Raw genomic sequence first — 16,722 nt, forward strand, 5'->3', positions numbered from 1 at the left:
TTTTATCTGCAATCCAAAGGATTATAGTCTTCCTCCTGCATGACACTGACATAAGCGGGACGTATAATCTTATCCATATTAATCAGTTCCTCAATCCGGTGGGCACTCCAGCCAACAATTCTTGCTATTGCAAAAATCGGGGTAAACAATTCCTTAGGAATGTCAAGCATGCTGTAAACAAATCCGCTGAAAAAGTCAACATTGGCACTGACCCCTTTATAAATGCGGCGCTCTTCGCCGATCACCTTGGGAGCCAGCCGTTCAATTGCTGAGTACAGATTAAAATCATCCAGACGGCCTTTTTCTTCTGAAAGCTGTTTTACAAACCTTTTAAATATCTCTGCACGGGGATCGGATTTGGAATAAACAGCATGTCCCATACCGTAAATCAGTCCTTTCCGGTCAAATGCTTCCTTATGAAGCAGCTTCCTTAAGTACTGTTCCACTGCTTCCTCATCCTTCCAGTCGTGGACCTCTTTCCTTAGATCCGCCATCATTTCCACTACTTTAATATTGGCACCGCCGTGCTTTGGTCCTTTTAATGATGCCAGAGCCGCCGCCACTACACTGTACGTATCGGTTCCTGAGGAGGTTACCACATGAGTTGTAAATGTGGAGTTATTGCCGCCACCGTGTTCCATATGAAGTATGAGAGCCAGATCAAGAACATGGGCTTCCACTTTGGAATATTTCATGTCCGGTCTTAAAAGTCTTAATATATTCTCTGCTGTGGACAGCTTCTCATCCGGTCTGTGAATATACATACTTCCGTCCCGTTCATAATGATTATACGCATGATACCCATATACAGCCAGCATTGGCATGACGCTGATTAGCATCAGACTCTGACGGAGCACATTCGGCACTGATATGTCCCCGGCTTTTTCATCATATGCAGACAGAGTCAGTATGCTTCTGGCAAGGGTGGACATCATGTCGTGGCTGGGCGCCTTCATCACCACATCCCTGACAAAATTAGTAGGAAGTGTTCTGCTGTATGCTAACGTCTGGGTGAAACGCTCCATCTGCTTTTTATCCGGCAATTCTCCAAACAGCAGAAGATAGGCAATCTCTTCAAACCCATACCTTTCATCTTTCACTACTCCGTTTACAAGATCATTAATATTATATCCTCTGTAGTAAAGCTCTCCCTCACAGGGCACTTTCTCTCCATCTATGATTTTACTGGACAAGATCTTTGAAACTTTGGTCAGCCCGGCAACCACTCCGTTGCCATTCTTATCTCTAAGCCCCCTCTTTACATCGTATTTGTCGTAGGATTCCAAGTCTATCCGCTCATCATTTAAACAAATGTCAGACCACTCCTGTACATTTTTTTCAAAGTTTTTCTGATCAATCATGCAAACACCTCTTTCTGAAAACAGATCATCATGTTCCGCCGTTTACTGAATGCAGTACCCACTCCTTTCCCTGCAGTAACCATTTCCCAATTGTTCACTTTTGAACTTTTTCATATAATATATAATTTCAAAGAAAAAATCAAGATATTTTTTTAACTGCCTGTTTTATCACATCTTTTGCATATTGACAAACGCTCTCACAACTCTTATACTTGCCTTAATTTCCTATTAGAACTCATTGGAGGTTATCCATGAAAATAGACTTGTCTCTGCTTTTCTTTGTAGAAGCAATCGGTACAATTGCCTTTGCATCCTCAGGAGCTATGGTCGCTGTAAAAAAGCAGATGGATTTACTTGGAATTATTGTTCTCGGAGTCACCACAGCGGTAGGGGGAGGTATGCTGCGCGATATTATTATTGGCAATATTCCTCCCTCGCTGTTTACTGATCCGATTTACGTATTACTTGCCTTTATAACGGTTATGCTTCTATTTATCACAGTAAGGCGGAACCAGAACTTTCTCTTAGGCCGCCATATGGCAGCCTTCGAAAAGATTATGAATATCTTTGATGCCATAGGACTCGGTGCGTTTACTGTGGTGGGAATTGATACCGCAGTTTTAGCAGGCTACGGTGATTATCATTTTCTCATTATATTTCTTGGAGTCATTACCGGTGTGGGCGGCGGAATCCTGCGCGATATTATGGCTGGCCAGACCCCTAATGTTTTAAAAAAACACATCTATGCATGCGCTTCTATCGCAGGCGCCATGCTGTACGCCAGTCTTATGAACCATATCAACGACAATATTGCCATGCTGGCAGGTGCTGCAGCCGTTATCATAATTCGTCTGCTGGCTACCCGGTTTTGCTGGAATCTGCCTACTGCCGTTAATAAATAACAAAATCAGGAGGTTGCTCATGAACCGTATAATGCAATATACCATTGGTATTGTTTTTTCTTTCTGCCTTATGATCGTACTATTATTTACATCTGTGGAGGCAGCCGTTTACTGGACACCGGGATACTTTGAAAAGGAGTATGCAAAATACAATGTTACAGAGGCAGTCTCCATGACTATGGATGATCTGCTTAATGTTACAGACCAGATGATGGCCTATTTAAAAGGAAACCGCGGGGATCTTCACGTGGAAACTACGATGGGCGGAATTCACCGGGAATTTTTCAGTGCCAGGGAAATTGCACACATGAAAGACGTCCAGGGACTGTTTTTAGGTGCAATGTCCATTCGCAGAGGATGCCTCATGGTAATGGCTCTGTGTCTGATTATTCTTATGCTCTTAAAAACAAACTGGGGCAGCACCTTTCCCAAATCTGTGTTAGCAGGGAGCGGTTTATTCTTTGTGGGTTCTGCTGTTATAGCAGGAATTATATCTACTGATTTTACCAGGTATTTCATACTGTTTCATCATCTGTTTTTTACCAATGACTTCTGGATGCTGGATCCGGCAACGGACATGCTGATCAATATTGTACCGGAAGGATTTTTCCGGGACACTGTATTTTATATAGGCTTTCTCTACTTTTCTTCCGTTGCGGTACTCCTTATTTTATGCGTCATTCTTATGCGCAAATGGAGGAAAAATGGCAAATAATCTTTACTTGTTATCCCAAATCACATATACTGTAAATTGAAGTATTCTATAAAACCGAAACATAACAATGGAGAGAGTATTGAATATGACCCAATTTACGAAAAATTTTTTTATCTTCTTCCTTTGCCTGTTTTTATTTGTCTCATCCTTTCCAGGGACCGCTTTGGCAGCTGCTGCCTGGCCGGACAATGTATCCGCACAGGCAGATGGTGCGATCTTAATCGATGCAGACACCGGAACAATTCTCTGGGGGAAGAATATACACAACCAGTATTTTCCAGCGAGCATTACCAAGGTAATGACTGCACTGCTGGTGATTGAAAACTGCCAGTTAGATGACACTGTTACGTTTTCCCATGACGCAGTCTTTAACGTAGAATCCGGGAGCAGCAATGCCGGAATCAACGAGGGAGACCAGCTCTCTGTGAAAGACTGCCTTTATGCGCTTTTACTTAGATCTGCCAACGAGTCGGCCAATGCTCTTGCCGAACATGTTGCAGGAAGCAGAGAAGCATTTGCAGATATGATGAACGCAAAAGCAAAGGAGCTTGGATGCACAAATACCCATTTTGCCAATCCCAGCGGTTTAAATAATCCGGACCATTATACCTCACCCTACGATATGGCACTTATTGCCAAAGCCGCCTTTCAAAATCCCGTCTTTGAAGAGATCGATTCCACCACCTATTATAAACTCCCTCCTAATTCCATTGACAAAGAGGGGCTCGCCATCTCTCCGGGACATAAGATGATGAAGAAAAGCACACCTTATTATTATCCTGACATCGTGGGAGGGAAAACCGGTTATACCACACTTGCCGGCAATACGCTGGTTACGTGTGCACAAAGAAACGGATTGAAGCTTATTGCAGTTATTCTGAAAGGATCCACTCCCCAGTACTGGGCTGACACCAGAAATCTTATGGAGTTTGGATTTAATAATTTTACCTCATTAAAAGCAGCTGAATATGAAAAAACCTATAGTTCCATAACCAACGACTTAAATTTCAGCGGACTCTCCATCACCAGACCGGAAGCTCTGGTGCTTGATCCTGACAGCCGGATCGTATTACCGAAAACAGCTGACTTTTATGATGCAAAACCGGAACTGAGCTATGACATATCAAATGGTGACCCGGAGAATGCAATTGCCAGAATTAATTACCGTTATAAGGACCGGGTTGTGGGTTCTACGTTTCTGGAAATCAATCATTCTCTGGTTGAGTCTGCCGTTAAATCAAAGCTGGCCGATGCACCCGGTAATACGGAGGAAGCTTCCCCAGAGGCAGTGGACGCCTCTACAGACCGGGCAGCACAGGCTTACAGGGAAAAAGCCTTAAGACCTTTTGAAATTCCGCTGACTGCCTGGATCATACTAGGCAGTGTGGGATTCATCATCGTGGCCGGTGGACTTGCCTTCTTTTTTATCTATAGAAAACACAGGGATGAACAGGAGACTCTGATCAGGAGAGAACAACGGCTGAAACGACTGAAGGAATCCGGCGTCTCCGCAGATGAATTCGACTCCCTTCTGCAGCAGCGGCGAGGTATCTACACCTCTAGAAAAAAAGGCTGGAAAAAAAATAAATTTAAATTTCGCTAAACGGGAGGAGTCATGAAAAAGACCATGACAAAAAAAGAACTGGCGTGGAATATTCTGGTTACCCTGTTTGCGCTGACCTTAGCAACCATTATTTCCTATCTGCTGGTTTTTGTTGGGGGACACCCAACCAACGTCAGTATCGTCTATATGATGGCAGTTGTATTAATCTCGCGGTATTCAAACGGATATGTGCCTGGTGTTGTGGCGTCCTTTATCAGTGTTGTCTGCGTAAATCTGGTTTTTACTTATCCTTATATGCATCTGAATTTTGCGATGGATGGATATCCCATCACCTTTATAGCTCTTATGGTGATATCCAGTATTACAAGCGCCACAACAACGCATTTAAAGCATCAGAATAAAATTATACACGAAAGAGAAAAACTTCTGATGGATGCAGAAAAAGAAGCAATGCGGGCAAATCTTCTGCGGGCCATATCTCATGATCTTAGAACTCCATTGACCGGAATCATCGGAGCGAGCAGTTCCTACTTAGAAAACCACGATACAATGACAGAAGAAGAAAAAGGAGGGCTGGTCGGCGATATCCGGGAAGATGCCAACTGGCTCCTTACTATGGTGGAAAATTTATTGAGCGTTACCAGAATCAGGGGTACGAAAGCGCAGGTAACAAAGTCACTGGAATCCGTAGAGGAAGTAGTATCGGAAGCAGTCATGCGGTTTCATAAGCGCTTCCCTGATACTATGGTACGGGTCACTGTACCAGATGAGCTGGTTATGGTTCCCATGGATGCCACACTAATTGAACAGGTTATTATTAATTTATTGGAAAACGCGGTTTATCACTCCAATTCCAAAGACCCTGTCAGTATAACTCTTTCCAGGGAAGAGGGTCATGCAAGGTTTGACATTCGGGACCGTGGGATAGGGATTGAACCAGACAGACTGTCTACTATTTTTGACGGATATACCTCTTTCCCTAACCGCAGCGTTGATTCTCACAAGGGTATGGGAATCGGTCTTTCCATCTGCAAAACAATAATCACTGCACATAATGGAACCATAACAGCAGGCAATGAATCATTAGGTGCAGTTTTTACATTTACATTACCGTTGGGAGAGAATACTTGTGAATAAATTTACAATAGCAATTATTGAAGACGAAAAGAACATCTTGAGTTTTATTGAGAGTACTTTACAAAGACATGATTATAAGGTGATCCATGCATTGAACGGAAAAGACGGTCTGGCTATCATCAGTTCCAATTGTCCGGATGTAATTCTGTTGGATTTAGGACTGCCCGATATCGACGGAATGGATATAATCCGAAATGTAAGAAGCTGGTCTTCAATTCCCATCATTGTTATTTCTGCCAGAACCCAGGAACAGGAAAAAGTAGCAGCCCTTGATTACGGTGCTGACGATTATATCACCAAACCCTTTGGAACCAGTGAACTTCTGGCCAGAATCCGTACTGCCCTGCGTCACGGAAAATCCACCGTCAGCACCGTTGACGGTTCAGTAGTTCAGGCTCCCTATCAATATAAAGGTCTGGTGATAGACTTTGTAAAACGTCTCGTTACCTTAAATGGACATGTAGTCCATTTAACACAGATTGAATATAAGCTGGTATCCCTTCTTGCAGAAAACTCAGGAAGAGTTCTTACCTATGATTTCATGATCAACCATATCTGGGGTCCATATGCAGACAATAACAACCAGATTCTAAGAGTCAATATGGCACATATCCGGAGAAAAATTGAACTAAACCCCGGAGAACCAAATTATATTTTTACAGAAATCGGAGTTGGCTATCGAATGCAGGAAAGTGAATATTAAGAAGGAGGGAATTTCCCCTTCTTCTTGTTCTGCTTACGTATTTTAGTTTTTTCAACCCGTTTCTTTTTCGCCTCTTCTTTTTTCTCAAAAACCTCGTCAATCTCGTCCTCGCCAATCAGCTTCATGGTCTTTACCACATAGACCATTCCCTCATCATTGCGCCTTAACCGGATCTTTCCCTTCACATTTCCATGAACCGGACAACACCCCAGTGCCGTATAAAATTTCTGGTTTACCGAAAACCACCGAATTTTCTTTCTCAGCATACGATTACACTTACAGCAGATTAAGTCTGTTACGGTCTTGTCCTCAATTGCTGCCTGTTTTGATTCAAAGGGCCTAGAGATATATTTGGAATATCCGGGAAAAACCAGATAAACCTCTTCCTCTTTATTTGCAGGAAGGCAGTAATAGTCCGTTGACCAGTATGCCTCAACCTTCTTAAAATCCATTTTGCTCATAATCCGCCCTGTATAATGGGCATCATCAAGTGCTCTGTGAAATGGCCGATCCTCCATGACTTCTGATTCTAAAACAGCCACATCCAGAGAGACCCGGTCTTTCCCGTCCCCTTCTAAAAGGCTGTAAAGCTTTTGAATATCATAGTAAAGAAGCGGCTTTTTAAAAGGGTTTGGCAGTTTAAAATAGGTAATGTTCCGCTGAAGCTCTGTTAAATCCATGGACCCCCAGGTACAAAATACCGGATCATTCCCGCACCAGAGAAAAAACTCTTTCACAGCCTCTTCAAAGCAGATTCCCTCTTCCATCAGAGTCTGCTGATCCATATGGGTCACTTCCAGTATCTTTTCATGAAGCTCTGTGTAAACCCTGGGCTTAATAAGCCTCCTGTATTCTCCAGTTTCTTCCATGGCTTCATTCAGCCTTACTGCTCCGATTTCAATGATTTCAAAGGGAAAATGATCGACTGCGTCCTCCTTCCCTCCGGCATTCTGGTTCCATTCCAGATCCAGTACAATGTAGTTTTTCATATATTCAGATCCTTTATTTTATGAGTCTGTTCAGTTTCTCACGCATCTTCTGTCTGCGCAGGTCTGTGGCTTCCCTGTCAAGTTGAAAAGTTCCGTTAGTTTTTAAAAGAACATCCCCTTCTTTTGCTTCCCTGGGAATCTCTTTTAAAGTAAATTTCTCCATACTTCCATTTTCATTTTCACAGATCACCATTTCCTGTACGATCCGGTCTATAATATATTGCATGGTCTCCCCCCCTCATACCGTTTGTTATCTATGGATTACAGCTTTTACAAGGTTTTAATCCCTGATCAATCAATTCTTGTCTGGTACCATTAAATTGCCTGCGGTTTTCTTCTTTAATGGATTCAGCCAGTTTACAGTCCGTCAGGTGGAATTTTCCTGTATTTGTATTAATGATATATTCACTGCCTGATAGCGACTCTTCCGTTTGCTTTGATGTTCCCTGACTGGTGTCGTTCTGTCCCATAACCTGAAGGTCTGTTCCGTTACTTTCAATAACTATGGTTCCAAGCTGGTCCGTCCTCAAAACTTTAATTCCCTGCTTTTTTAATAAATCCAGCGTCTCTTTGTGAGGATGCCCGTAATCATTATTCCTACCGCATGAGATCACCGCATACCGGGGGCTCACAGCATTAATAAATTCCGGCGATGATGAGGTGCTGCTTCCATGATGGGATACTTTCAATACATCCGCATTTAATGCAAGCCCGCCTGACAACATATCTTCCTCTGCTTCCTTTTCCGCATCTCCGCATAAAACAAAGCTGGTCTCTCCGAATACAAACCGGATGCCAATGGACCAGTTATTTAAATTATCGTCGTAATCACGGTTAGGCGAGATGATCTGAAAAGAGGCAGCGCCCAGAGAGTAGCTTTCTCCTGCCTTTGGTATAGTGATTTTACAGTTCCGGTCTTCAATTGCATCAAGCAGCCGTTCGTAAGTCCTGGTGGTATGCTCCTTTTGTGGAAGTATAACATTCGCGACCTCAAATTCCCGTATCACACCTTCCAATCCTCCAATGTGGTCTGAATGCGGATGGGTCCCGATTACATAATCCAGGTTCCTGACTCCCTGTTCCTTCAAATAACTGGTAACTGCTTCCGTTTGGTCTCTTTCTCCTGCATCAATGAGCATATAATGCCCATTTGCTTCAATAAGGGTGCTGTCTCCCTGACCTACATCAATAAAATGAAACACTGCCCTGGAGTCTGCCCTTTGTTCTCCAGACTCTCCCGGTGCTGCCGCACTGGAAGGGTCTGATACCGTTACACTGCCTGCACAGCCTGTCAGGCAAATCATACACAGAACAGCTGCCAGTGCCAGAATCCGCTTTATCGTGTTTCCAGCCATATTTGTTGTCATATCCATCTGCTCCTTCGTGTTATTATATGATAGAATTCCTCATTCTACAAGCGTTTCCTTACATCAAAAACGGACTGCCAGAAGCAGTCCGTCCATATAAGATCACCATTAGGGAAGCCTTGCCCCGTCTGATCCGACTCTTGCTCCGTCAGGTGCTAAGCCATCCGTAAGCATATGTCCCGTCTGCGTGTCACAGTAATACTGCTTCCCATTCCAGTCGATCCAGCCCGTTGCCATATATCCCTCTTCATTAAAGAAATACCATTCGCCGTTAATGTTCTGCCAGCTGTTTTTCGGATAGCTTCCATCCCCATACACATACCACCAGCCTGTCTGATCCTGTTTCCAGCTGCCTGAAAAATTCATATAGTTGGATTTTGCATCATCCGAATTTACATACTGAGATGGAGATTCTACCCATTCTCCTTTATTTTCCGGTTTCTTTGCATTCACCGGACGAACCTGAAACTTATAGTTACCTTCTCTTGTCATGAAGCTGCCAAGCTCCATACTTGTCTTATCCGTTGTCTTAACAGCTCCTGTTCCTTTTCCATCACGGTATAGCTTAACTTCATAGCATCCTGCACCAACTGACGCAGACCAGTTTGCGATATGAGTACCATTCCATGATGCAGAGCTGATAGCCTGTGTAAATTCACTTACTGAGGGCAGATCCATAGTCAGAATTAACGTCTGGCTGAAATCTTCCTTTTTCTGCTTTACATAAGTTCCGCCATTAATCGTAAAGCTGTTTTCACTTGTACTAAAATAATAATCGTCGCCGCAATGCAATGTTACTTCTAATCTGGGAATATCGCTTTCAGTCCACTCAAATCCATCATTGATAAATTCACACTTATCGACCTCAATTTTATTGCTTTTAGCCGTTACTTCCGCCTGCTGTTCGGAGATCGTTCCACCAGGAGCAATATCGGCAGATACCGTCAGATTTACTGTTGTAATCTTCTTTCTGGAAGCAGCTGATGCAGTGGTGCAGTTCATCCCTGCTGCCAGTGCTGCCGTCAGCACCAGTGCCATAATCTTTCTCATATTCATGCAGCATCCCTCACCTTTCCATATGATTCATACAATTATAAAATTGTATCATCTTCCATTATAACTCAGATGGATCGATTTGTGAATGGTTAAGATCATAAGTCCTGCCCTGTTTCATATTCTCTGATTCTTACTCTGCAAAATCCGCCAGTGCCTGATTGAATTCATCCTTTTGATCATAAAATGCACCATGCCCGCTGAATTCAAATGGCAGAAGTATCGAATTTTTAATGTACTGATGCTGGATCTCCCCTAATGGGAACGGAACTACCTTGTCATGAATTCCATGAATAATCAGTGTGGGGACGCAAATTTCTGTCAGATCCTGAAACAGTACCTCCTGAATCCAGGTATTTGCAACCTTGGCAGTAGCCCATCCAGCCGCCTGCAGACCCACCTGCAGAAACCATTGAGAAAAAGGTTCGGTTATATGCTGAAAAAAGAAAATGTCTCCAAAATTCCTGAGCATATTAGGCCGGTCTTCATATGTCTCGTTTATAATATCCGTCACTGTCTGTAAATCAATACCACAGGGGAAGTTCTGCCGTTTGATCAGACTGGGGGCCGCAGCAGCAAACAGGGCAAGCTTTGATACTCCGTGACATTTATGCCGTGCCATGTACCGGATTGCAATGGCTCCTCCGGTGGAATGACCAGCTAACGTAATATTTTTCAGTCCCAGTGCATCAATAACTTCTTTCACATCATCTGCAAGTCTGTCATAGTCGTATCCGCAATAAGGCTTATCTGAGTTACCGAATCCTCTTGTATCAATTCCAATGCACCGAAATCCCATATCCGGAAGAACATCAAACTGATATTCAAACAGCTTGCGGCTTCCCGGCCATCCGTGAAGGAACAAAATTGTTTTTTCACAATCCGGATTTAAATCTTCTACGTAGATATTGACATTTCCGTCAACCGTGATATAATAGCCCATAATCTCATTTCTAACCTTTTTGGTTTATACTATTCATAAAATTCCAGTACGGTACGCGATTATACTATCTTTTCAGAATTTTTGTAAATCTCTTCAATTTCCCTTTTCGATATCAGTTATATCCTTTTGTTTTAAAAAGTCGGACTCCCAAATATTAACCGCATTAGCTGCTGCCGGAATATCTGTTTCAAATAAATCCGGGTACCGGTTCAGCAGAGACTGAAATTCAGATTCTTTATCTGTAATATGCTCATGAATCAGAAGTTTCAGACCGGCAGCGTCTTTTTTCAGTATCAAATCAACCATAGTCTTATGCTGATTCAATGTCTGTTGCAGTGTGGTCATATCAGATAGAGATAACAGCCTGATTCTTAAATAATGCCCGGACATATTCAATACAGTATTCAGGCAGAACTCATGCCCTGTTACCCGAAAGGGAACGCTGTGCATCGTATCGTCATACACCAAAAATTTTCTGGCATCTAAGCTTTTTATGGCACTCTCCTGAGCTTCAATAGCAGCTCTCATTTCATCAATATCAGACTCCTGGTAAATCTCAAGAAATTCTTCCATAACACGTTCTTCAATGCAGGAACGCAGAAATCTCTCATCTTTTACACGCGCAGCATTAATCTTAGAAACTATGGTACCTTTTTTAGGAATTGTAACAACCAATCCTTCCTTTTCAAGCTGTATCAACGCGTCACGGATTGGAGAACGACTTACATTCAGAAACTTTTCCAGCTCATTAATATTAATTGTTTCACCTGGTTTAATATGCAGGTCGAGGATTTTTCTGCCTATAAAATCATACACCGTTTCATCCGTAGATAAATTTGTCTGACTCTCCTGTTTTCCCATCTTTATTCCCCTTTGTAATATATACTAATTAAAATACATGTTAATTATATAACAGCTTTTTTCCAATTTCAAATTCTATTTCTTATCCGTTTTTGGATAATATTCACAAAATTCAGTTATAATTTTTAGTATATTTGATAAATTGACACTTTAGCCAAAAATGATATAAAATCATTGTTATCTGATATATATCACTTATATATTATTCAAATATATCAGAAATGATACATCTAAATTACAAAGGAGGGTTATATGAAGCAAATTTCAGTAAAGGCGCCGTTCCAGTATAGCGTGGAGGAAGCCCAAAGACCAAAACCGTCGAGAGGAGAAGTTCTTGTTAAAATGAAGGCGGCTGGGGTATGCGGTTCAGATTTTCATTTATTTCTGGGAGAGAATCCGATGGCAAAATTTCCCCGTATACCAGGACATGAAAATGCAGGAATTATTGAAGAAGTTGGAGAAGGTGTTACAAAATTTAAGAAAGGGGACCACGTAGTTGTTGATCTGGTGGTTGCCTGCGGCAGCTGTAAGCAGTGTAAAAACGGAAGAAGAAACATCTGCAGAACAGTAAAGGCACGCGGAGCTGCAGTAGATGGCGGATGGAGAGAATATTTCACTGCTGCCGAGCATGAAGTTTACCTGCTTCCGGAAGATCTGCCCTTTGAGGAAGCCGCATTAATCGAGCCCTTTGCAATTGGCGGTCACTGTACCAAAAGAGCTGATGTGCAGGAAAGTGATGTCGTGCTGATCCTGGGTATGGGGACAATCGGTACCATTATTTTACAGGTCTGTAAGGAAAAGGGGTGTAAAGTAATCTGTGCGGATATCAAAGAAAACTTTCTGAAGCGGGCTGAGAATTTCGGCGCTGACTTTATTGTTAATACCAAAACAGAGAATTTAAATTCCCGGATACAGAAATATACCAATGGAGAAGGTGCAGATGTGATATTTGATGCAGCCGGTTATCCAGGGTCACTGACTATGCTTTTGGAAAAAGGAATTCCCGCCAATGGCGCCCGTATCGTACCTCTGGGTTTTTGCACCTCTGCCGAGAGCATTACTCAAAGCATGATAAACGGCAGAGAGCTTTCTATTATCGGTACACGTATGTCTTCCGGGCAATTTGTACCTACAATAGAAAAATTCCGACAGAAAGCTTACCGGCTGGATGGAATAGTCAGTGATACTATTTTATTTTCAGAAATTGACCAGGTGTTTAAAAATATGCAGTCCCCACCGGAGGGTATGGCAAAAATGGTCATATTATTTGAATAATCAAATCATTCAAAGTACATATAGGAGGAGTTATCATGAAAAAAAGAATTACTGCTATTATTTTATCTGTAGTGACGGCATTGTCTCTCGCAGCCTGTCAAACAACAGGAGGAACCACAACTGCTGAAAAATCAATCACAATAAAAGTTGGAGACAACTGGAGCGCCTCTCATCCCATGGCTGCTGCGCTGGATAATATATTTAAACCAATGATTGAAGAAAAAAGCAACGGTACCATTAAAGTGGAGCTTTATCATTCCGGTACACTGGGCAATGAAGGGGATTTATGGGATGGAGTCCGCAACGGCACAATTGAGATTGCAATTGTTGGTACGCCCATGAATCAGGAATATCCCACTATGTTAATTTCCGACTGGCCTTTTTTATACCGCGATTTAAATCATGCCAAAAAAGTATGGACAGGCAGCATTGCAAAAGAGATCAGCAGTGAGTTTCATGAAAAGTTCCCCACCGCCTATATGCTGGGCTGGGGACCAAACAGCGCAAGAACCTTTACCAGCAATAAACCGCTTACCAGTGTTGATGATTTTAAAGGTCAGAAGTTTCGTATGCCCAGCAATCCCATTCACATAGGCATAGCGGAAAATCTTGGCGCTTCTGCCCAGGTGATCCCTCTTGGCGAACTTTTCTCCGCACTGGAAACCGGAGTGGTTGACGGTCAGGATAATGGTATGGTAACGGTAATCAGCGAAGCTTTTTATGAGGTTCAGAAATATATTTACGAAACAAATCATATTATTTCTACCCTGGAGATTGTTGCATCTTCCAGCTTTTTAGATGGCTTAAGTGAAAACCAGCAGCAAATTATCCGTGAGGCTGCAAAAGCATCCTGTGAAAAAGCGTGGGACGAATACATAAAAAGTGTAGACACAGATCGTCAATTCTTAAAGGATCATGGTGTAACAGTTACGGAATGTACGGCACAGGACAAAGAAAAAATCGTGGAGCAGATTAAGCCCCTGACCGATAAACTTTACGCAGAAAATCCATGGGCAAAGGAACTGACAGAAAAAATTAAAGCAGTCCAATAATGATCTTTCCATTCACAGGAGGTGCCTATGAACCGGCTGTTAAATGCCCTTTTTAAAGGAATTGAGGTTCTCATATCCATTGCCCTTGCGGTAATGATTCTACTTGTTTTTACTAACGTAATACTACGTTTTATTTTTGATACCGGATTTGCCTGGTCGGAAGAGGTGGCTCGAATCTGTTTCATCTATCTGGTTTATTTAGGCTCAATTGAGGCCATGCGTGACAACCGGCATCTTCTGATTGATTCGGTAATTATCCGATTACCTTCCACAGCCCAGAAACTGCTGTATACACTGATACAGGTACTTATTATATGGCTAATGACCGCTCTTACTGCAGGCAGTTACGGCCTTATGCTGCAAAATTACCATAACAAATGGGTTGCGACCGGTCTTCCTGTATGGCTTGTATACCTTGCCGGGTTTATTATGGGAATATCCATCTTACTTCTGGCTGCAGGCAATATTTTCAAACTATGGATAATGAAACATACGGTAAAAGACCTGATAACCCCACAGGATGAAGGCGCTTCTACGCTTGAATAAGGAGGAACCATGTCAATCTTAATTTATTTCTTGGTGTTTTTAATTGGTGGAATCGCAATTGGTCTTCCCATTGCTTACGCACTTATTCTTTGCGGTGCAGCCACTGCCATGGTACTGGGAGGCAACAACGTTAACCCGCAGATCATAGCTGCGCAGCTTATGCGGGGAACTGACAGCGTTACCATGATGGCACTCCCCTTTTTTGTTCTTGCCGGTGAGTTAATGAACCGTGGAGGCCTTACTAACCGGATCATTAAATTCTGCAACATTTTCGTAGGACGATTTCGCGGCGGTCTTGGATATGTAACCATATTGGCTTGTCTGATGTTTGCAAGCCTGGTAGGGTCTGCGGTCGCAAGCACTGCCGCCCTTGGAGCAATACTAATCCCAATGATGGTAGATTCCGGATACGACCGTGCAAAAGCCTCCGGTCTCGTAGCCAGTTCTAATCTTGTAGCTCCTGTTATGCCGCCGTCTATTCCAATGATTGTATACGGTGTCGCCGCCGGCTGCTCGATCAAATCCCTCTTTCTGGGCGGAATTGCTCCTGCAGCTTACTTAACAATTATTATGTGTGGTGTCTGGTTTTTCGTCACCCGCAAGGACAACTTAAAAGCGGATACAACAAAATATTCCTTTCGGGAAGTACTGAACATTTTTATTAACGGATTATGGGCATTGTTATTACCGCTTATTATTTTATTTGGTCTCAGAGGCGGTGTTTTTACCGCTACAGAGGCAGGTGTAATTGCAGTTGTCTACGCCATTGCTGTAGGTGTTTTTGTTTACAGAGAACTAAAATTCAAGGATTTAATCAAGGCTTTCGTGGCTGCTGCTAAAATGTCCAGTGTTGTGATGTTCCTGGCTGCCACCGCACAGGTTGCTGCCTATATGATGACCATATCCCGTATACCCCAGATGCTGACGGAATCTTTACATGGTCTTACTGAAAATCCTGCACTGTTAAACCTGGTACTTCAGATTATCATTATTATTATGGGTACCTGCATCGATGTTGTTCCAACCATCTTAATCATGACTCCTATCATGCTGCCTCTGATTCATGCAGCCGGAATTGATCCCATCTATTTCGGTGTGGTATTTACCCTTGCCAATGTACTTGGACTCACATCTCCACCTGTAGGTCCTGTACTGAATGTTGCCTGTGCTACAGGAAAGGTAAGTATGGAAAAAATCGTTAAACCCGTTATGCCTTACTATGTACTCCAGGTGATTCTGGTGTTTGCACTTATTCTCTTTCCCCCCTTAATTACCGTACCATTAAAATGGCTTGGAGGTTAATGGGATCACTTATAAATGCCTGGAGTCTTCCAGGCATTTAATTAATTAACCCTAAAAGATCTATTGGTTAATAAAAATATATATGGTACAATACTTATGTAACTACCATATATGACCAGAGAATTGAGTACTTATGATGAAACAGGCATATGATTTATATTTGTTTTCCTGCAATAATATTAATAGCAGCATTTTAAATAACTTTATACAGCTTCTCAGCCAGGAGCGCCAAAAAAAGGCCATAAAATATCGGCATGAAATTGATACAACCCGAACAGTCTGTGGTGAAATGCTGTTGCGTTACGGTCTTTCTAAAAGATCGGGATCTGCCTTACCGGAAACTCCACTTCAATTTACCTATAATTCATACGGCAAACCAATTCTGCCGGACTATCCTGATATTTTCTTTAATATTTCACATTCCGGAGATTGGGTTGCATGCGCTGTTTCGGATTCTGAAATTGGAATTGATATTGAACAGATAAGCTTAGGTATGGATTTAGACATTGCCAACCACTATTTTCATGAAAAAGAGATACAATTAATAAACTCAGTTACAGTACCTGAATCATATCATTACTTTTTCCAGTTTTGGACGGCAAAAGAAAGCTATTTAAAATGTATTGGGAAAGGATTGGGAGAACCTCTGAATAATTTCTATGTATCAGAAAAGACCATTATTTTAGAGAATAAGATAACACCTTACCACATTAATTTCTACAAAACGTCAGTTAATTATGTACTATCGGTATGCTGCACTTCATCTTTTATAGCACCTGCTTCACCTTCATATGTATCTATAGAGGATATTTTACAAAACTTTTCATAGACTATATGCCATTTTAGACAACTCTCCCTCATCATATGTTTTAGCCCAAAATTTTGTACAGAACAGTTCTGTGGAATAAATAATATTGACTTATTATTTTATTATTGTTATTGTATGGCAGTC

The 16,722-nt window shown here is 42.1% G+C and carries 17 protein-coding genes; 10 read left to right on the top strand and 7 right to left on the bottom strand.

Going from position 1 to position 16,722, the window contains the following annotated elements; genetic code table 11:
* Positions 1-2: 2 nt before the first annotated feature.
* The gene (locus tag RZO55_RS23165) at positions 3-1,361 is read right to left on the bottom strand and encodes a citrate/2-methylcitrate synthase (RefSeq protein WP_318066606.1); all 1,359 of its coding nucleotides are present in this window, start codon (positions 1,359-1,361) and stop codon (positions 3-5) included.
* Positions 1,362-1,612: 251 nt separating this feature from the next.
* On the opposite strand from RZO55_RS23165, the gene RZO55_RS23170 reads away from it, so the two are divergent.
* The 5 genes from RZO55_RS23170 to RZO55_RS23190 all read left to right on the top strand — a co-directional run bounded on the left by RZO55_RS23170 (position 1,613) and on the right by RZO55_RS23190 (position 6,382).
* A complete protein-coding gene (locus tag RZO55_RS23170; RefSeq protein WP_318066607.1) occupies positions 1,613-2,263 on the top strand; it encodes a trimeric intracellular cation channel family protein in 651 nt (216 codons plus the stop codon).
* Between the two features lie 19 nt (positions 2,264-2,282).
* Positions 2,283-2,978, top strand: a complete 696-nt coding sequence (locus RZO55_RS23175; protein WP_336624355.1) for a TIGR01906 family membrane protein — start codon at positions 2,283-2,285, stop codon at positions 2,976-2,978.
* An 85-nt stretch (positions 2,979-3,063) separates the two neighbouring features.
* A complete protein-coding gene (locus RZO55_RS23180) occupies positions 3,064-4,581 on the top strand; it encodes a serine hydrolase (protein ID WP_318066608.1) in 1,518 nt (505 codons plus the stop codon).
* Positions 4,582-4,593: 12 nt separating this feature from the next.
* Complete coding sequence (locus RZO55_RS23185) at positions 4,594-5,679, top strand: sensor histidine kinase (protein WP_318066609.1); 1,086 nt, start codon at positions 4,594-4,596, stop codon at positions 5,677-5,679.
* Entirely contained in the window at positions 5,672-6,382 is a 711-nt protein-coding gene (locus tag RZO55_RS23190; RefSeq protein ID WP_318066610.1) for a response regulator, read from the top strand. The genes RZO55_RS23185 and RZO55_RS23190 overlap by 8 nt, the downstream gene beginning before the upstream one ends.
* On the opposite strand, the gene RZO55_RS23195 is transcribed toward RZO55_RS23190, so the two are convergent.
* The 6 genes from RZO55_RS23195 to RZO55_RS23220 form a co-directional block, all read right to left on the bottom strand.
* Positions 6,379-7,371: a 3'-5' exonuclease gene (locus RZO55_RS23195; protein ID WP_318066612.1), complete on the bottom strand. Its 993-nt coding sequence runs from the start codon at positions 7,369-7,371 to the stop codon at positions 6,379-6,381. The genes RZO55_RS23190 and RZO55_RS23195 overlap by 4 nt on opposite strands.
* A gap of 13 nt (positions 7,372-7,384) precedes the next feature.
* Positions 7,385-7,597 (bottom strand): DUF3006 domain-containing protein, encoded by a 213-nt coding sequence (locus tag RZO55_RS23200; RefSeq protein WP_318066613.1) that lies wholly within the window; start codon positions 7,595-7,597, stop codon positions 7,385-7,387.
* Between the two features lie 28 nt (positions 7,598-7,625).
* Entirely contained in the window at positions 7,626-8,738 is a 1,113-nt protein-coding gene (locus tag RZO55_RS23205; RefSeq protein WP_318066614.1) for a ComEC/Rec2 family competence protein, read from the bottom strand.
* Positions 8,739-8,846: 108 nt separating this feature from the next.
* A complete protein-coding gene (locus RZO55_RS23210) occupies positions 8,847-9,794 on the bottom strand; it encodes a cell wall-binding protein (RefSeq protein WP_318066615.1) in 948 nt (315 codons plus the stop codon).
* A 130-nt stretch (positions 9,795-9,924) separates the two neighbouring features.
* The gene (locus tag RZO55_RS23215) at positions 9,925-10,734 is read right to left on the bottom strand and encodes an alpha/beta fold hydrolase (protein ID WP_318066616.1); all 810 of its coding nucleotides are present in this window, start codon (positions 10,732-10,734) and stop codon (positions 9,925-9,927) included.
* Between the two features lie 93 nt (positions 10,735-10,827).
* The gene (locus tag RZO55_RS23220; RefSeq protein WP_318066617.1) at positions 10,828-11,595 is read right to left on the bottom strand and encodes a GntR family transcriptional regulator; all 768 of its coding nucleotides are present in this window, start codon (positions 11,593-11,595) and stop codon (positions 10,828-10,830) included.
* A gap of 252 nt (positions 11,596-11,847) precedes the next feature.
* On the opposite strand from RZO55_RS23220, the gene RZO55_RS23225 reads away from it, so the two are divergent.
* The 5 genes from RZO55_RS23225 to RZO55_RS23245 all read left to right on the top strand — a co-directional run bounded on the left by RZO55_RS23225 (position 11,848) and on the right by RZO55_RS23245 (position 16,599).
* The gene (locus RZO55_RS23225; protein ID WP_318066618.1) at positions 11,848-12,870 is read left to right on the top strand and encodes an alcohol dehydrogenase catalytic domain-containing protein; all 1,023 of its coding nucleotides are present in this window, start codon (positions 11,848-11,850) and stop codon (positions 12,868-12,870) included.
* Positions 12,871-12,905: 35 nt separating this feature from the next.
* On the top strand, positions 12,906-13,922 hold the full coding sequence (locus RZO55_RS23230) for a TRAP transporter substrate-binding protein (protein ID WP_318066619.1): 1,017 nt from the start codon (positions 12,906-12,908) through the stop codon (positions 13,920-13,922).
* Between the two features lie 27 nt (positions 13,923-13,949).
* A complete protein-coding gene (locus RZO55_RS23235; RefSeq protein ID WP_318066620.1) occupies positions 13,950-14,468 on the top strand; it encodes a TRAP transporter small permease in 519 nt (172 codons plus the stop codon).
* A 9-nt stretch (positions 14,469-14,477) separates the two neighbouring features.
* Positions 14,478-15,770 carry a TRAP transporter large permease gene (locus RZO55_RS23240; protein ID WP_318066621.1) on the top strand — a complete coding sequence of 431 codons (1,293 nt, stop codon included), beginning with the start codon at positions 14,478-14,480 and terminating at the stop codon, positions 15,768-15,770.
* Between the two features lie 133 nt (positions 15,771-15,903).
* Positions 15,904-16,599, top strand: coding sequence for a 4'-phosphopantetheinyl transferase family protein (locus RZO55_RS23245; RefSeq protein ID WP_318066622.1), 696 nt, complete (start codon positions 15,904-15,906; stop codon positions 16,597-16,599).
* The last annotated feature ends 123 nt before the right edge of the window (positions 16,600-16,722 follow it).

Origin of the sequence: Clostridium boliviensis, assembly GCF_033342255.1 — a bacterium.
GTDB lineage: Bacteria > Bacillota > Clostridia > Lachnospirales > Lachnospiraceae > Lacrimispora > Lacrimispora boliviensis.

Bases quoted from the DNA above. Each gene is read 5' to 3' on its own strand.
- RZO55_RS23215 (WP_318066616.1), bottom strand. From the start codon at position 10,734: ATGGGCTATTATATCACGGTTGACGGAAATGTCAATATCTACGTAGAA.
- RZO55_RS23185 (WP_318066609.1), top strand. From the start codon at position 4,594: ATGAAAAAGACCATGACAAAAAAAGAACTGGCGTGGAATATTCTGGTT.
- RZO55_RS23200 (WP_318066613.1), bottom strand. From the start codon at position 7,597: ATGCAATATATTATAGACCGGATCGTACAGGAAATGGTGATCTGTGAA.
- RZO55_RS23205 (WP_318066614.1), bottom strand. From the start codon at position 8,738: ATGACAACAAATATGGCTGGAAACACGATAAAGCGGATTCTGGCACTG.
- RZO55_RS23170 (WP_318066607.1), top strand. From the start codon at position 1,613: ATGAAAATAGACTTGTCTCTGCTTTTCTTTGTAGAAGCAATCGGTACA.
- RZO55_RS23210 (WP_318066615.1), bottom strand. From the start codon at position 9,794: ATGAATATGAGAAAGATTATGGCACTGGTGCTGACGGCAGCACTGGCA.
- RZO55_RS23245 (WP_318066622.1), top strand. From the start codon at position 15,904: ATGATGAAACAGGCATATGATTTATATTTGTTTTCCTGCAATAATATT.
- RZO55_RS23220 (WP_318066617.1), bottom strand. From the start codon at position 11,595: ATGGGAAAACAGGAGAGTCAGACAAATTTATCTACGGATGAAACGGTG.
- RZO55_RS23230 (WP_318066619.1), top strand. From the start codon at position 12,906: ATGAAAAAAAGAATTACTGCTATTATTTTATCTGTAGTGACGGCATTG.
- RZO55_RS23195 (WP_318066612.1), bottom strand. From the start codon at position 7,371: ATGAAAAACTACATTGTACTGGATCTGGAATGGAACCAGAATGCCGGA.
- RZO55_RS23240 (WP_318066621.1), top strand. From the start codon at position 14,478: ATGTCAATCTTAATTTATTTCTTGGTGTTTTTAATTGGTGGAATCGCA.
- RZO55_RS23175 (WP_336624355.1), top strand. From the start codon at position 2,283: ATGAACCGTATAATGCAATATACCATTGGTATTGTTTTTTCTTTCTGC.
- RZO55_RS23225 (WP_318066618.1), top strand. From the start codon at position 11,848: ATGAAGCAAATTTCAGTAAAGGCGCCGTTCCAGTATAGCGTGGAGGAA.
- RZO55_RS23235 (WP_318066620.1), top strand. From the start codon at position 13,950: ATGAACCGGCTGTTAAATGCCCTTTTTAAAGGAATTGAGGTTCTCATA.
- RZO55_RS23180 (WP_318066608.1), top strand. From the start codon at position 3,064: ATGACCCAATTTACGAAAAATTTTTTTATCTTCTTCCTTTGCCTGTTT.
- RZO55_RS23165 (WP_318066606.1), bottom strand. From the start codon at position 1,361: ATGATTGATCAGAAAAACTTTGAAAAAAATGTACAGGAGTGGTCTGAC.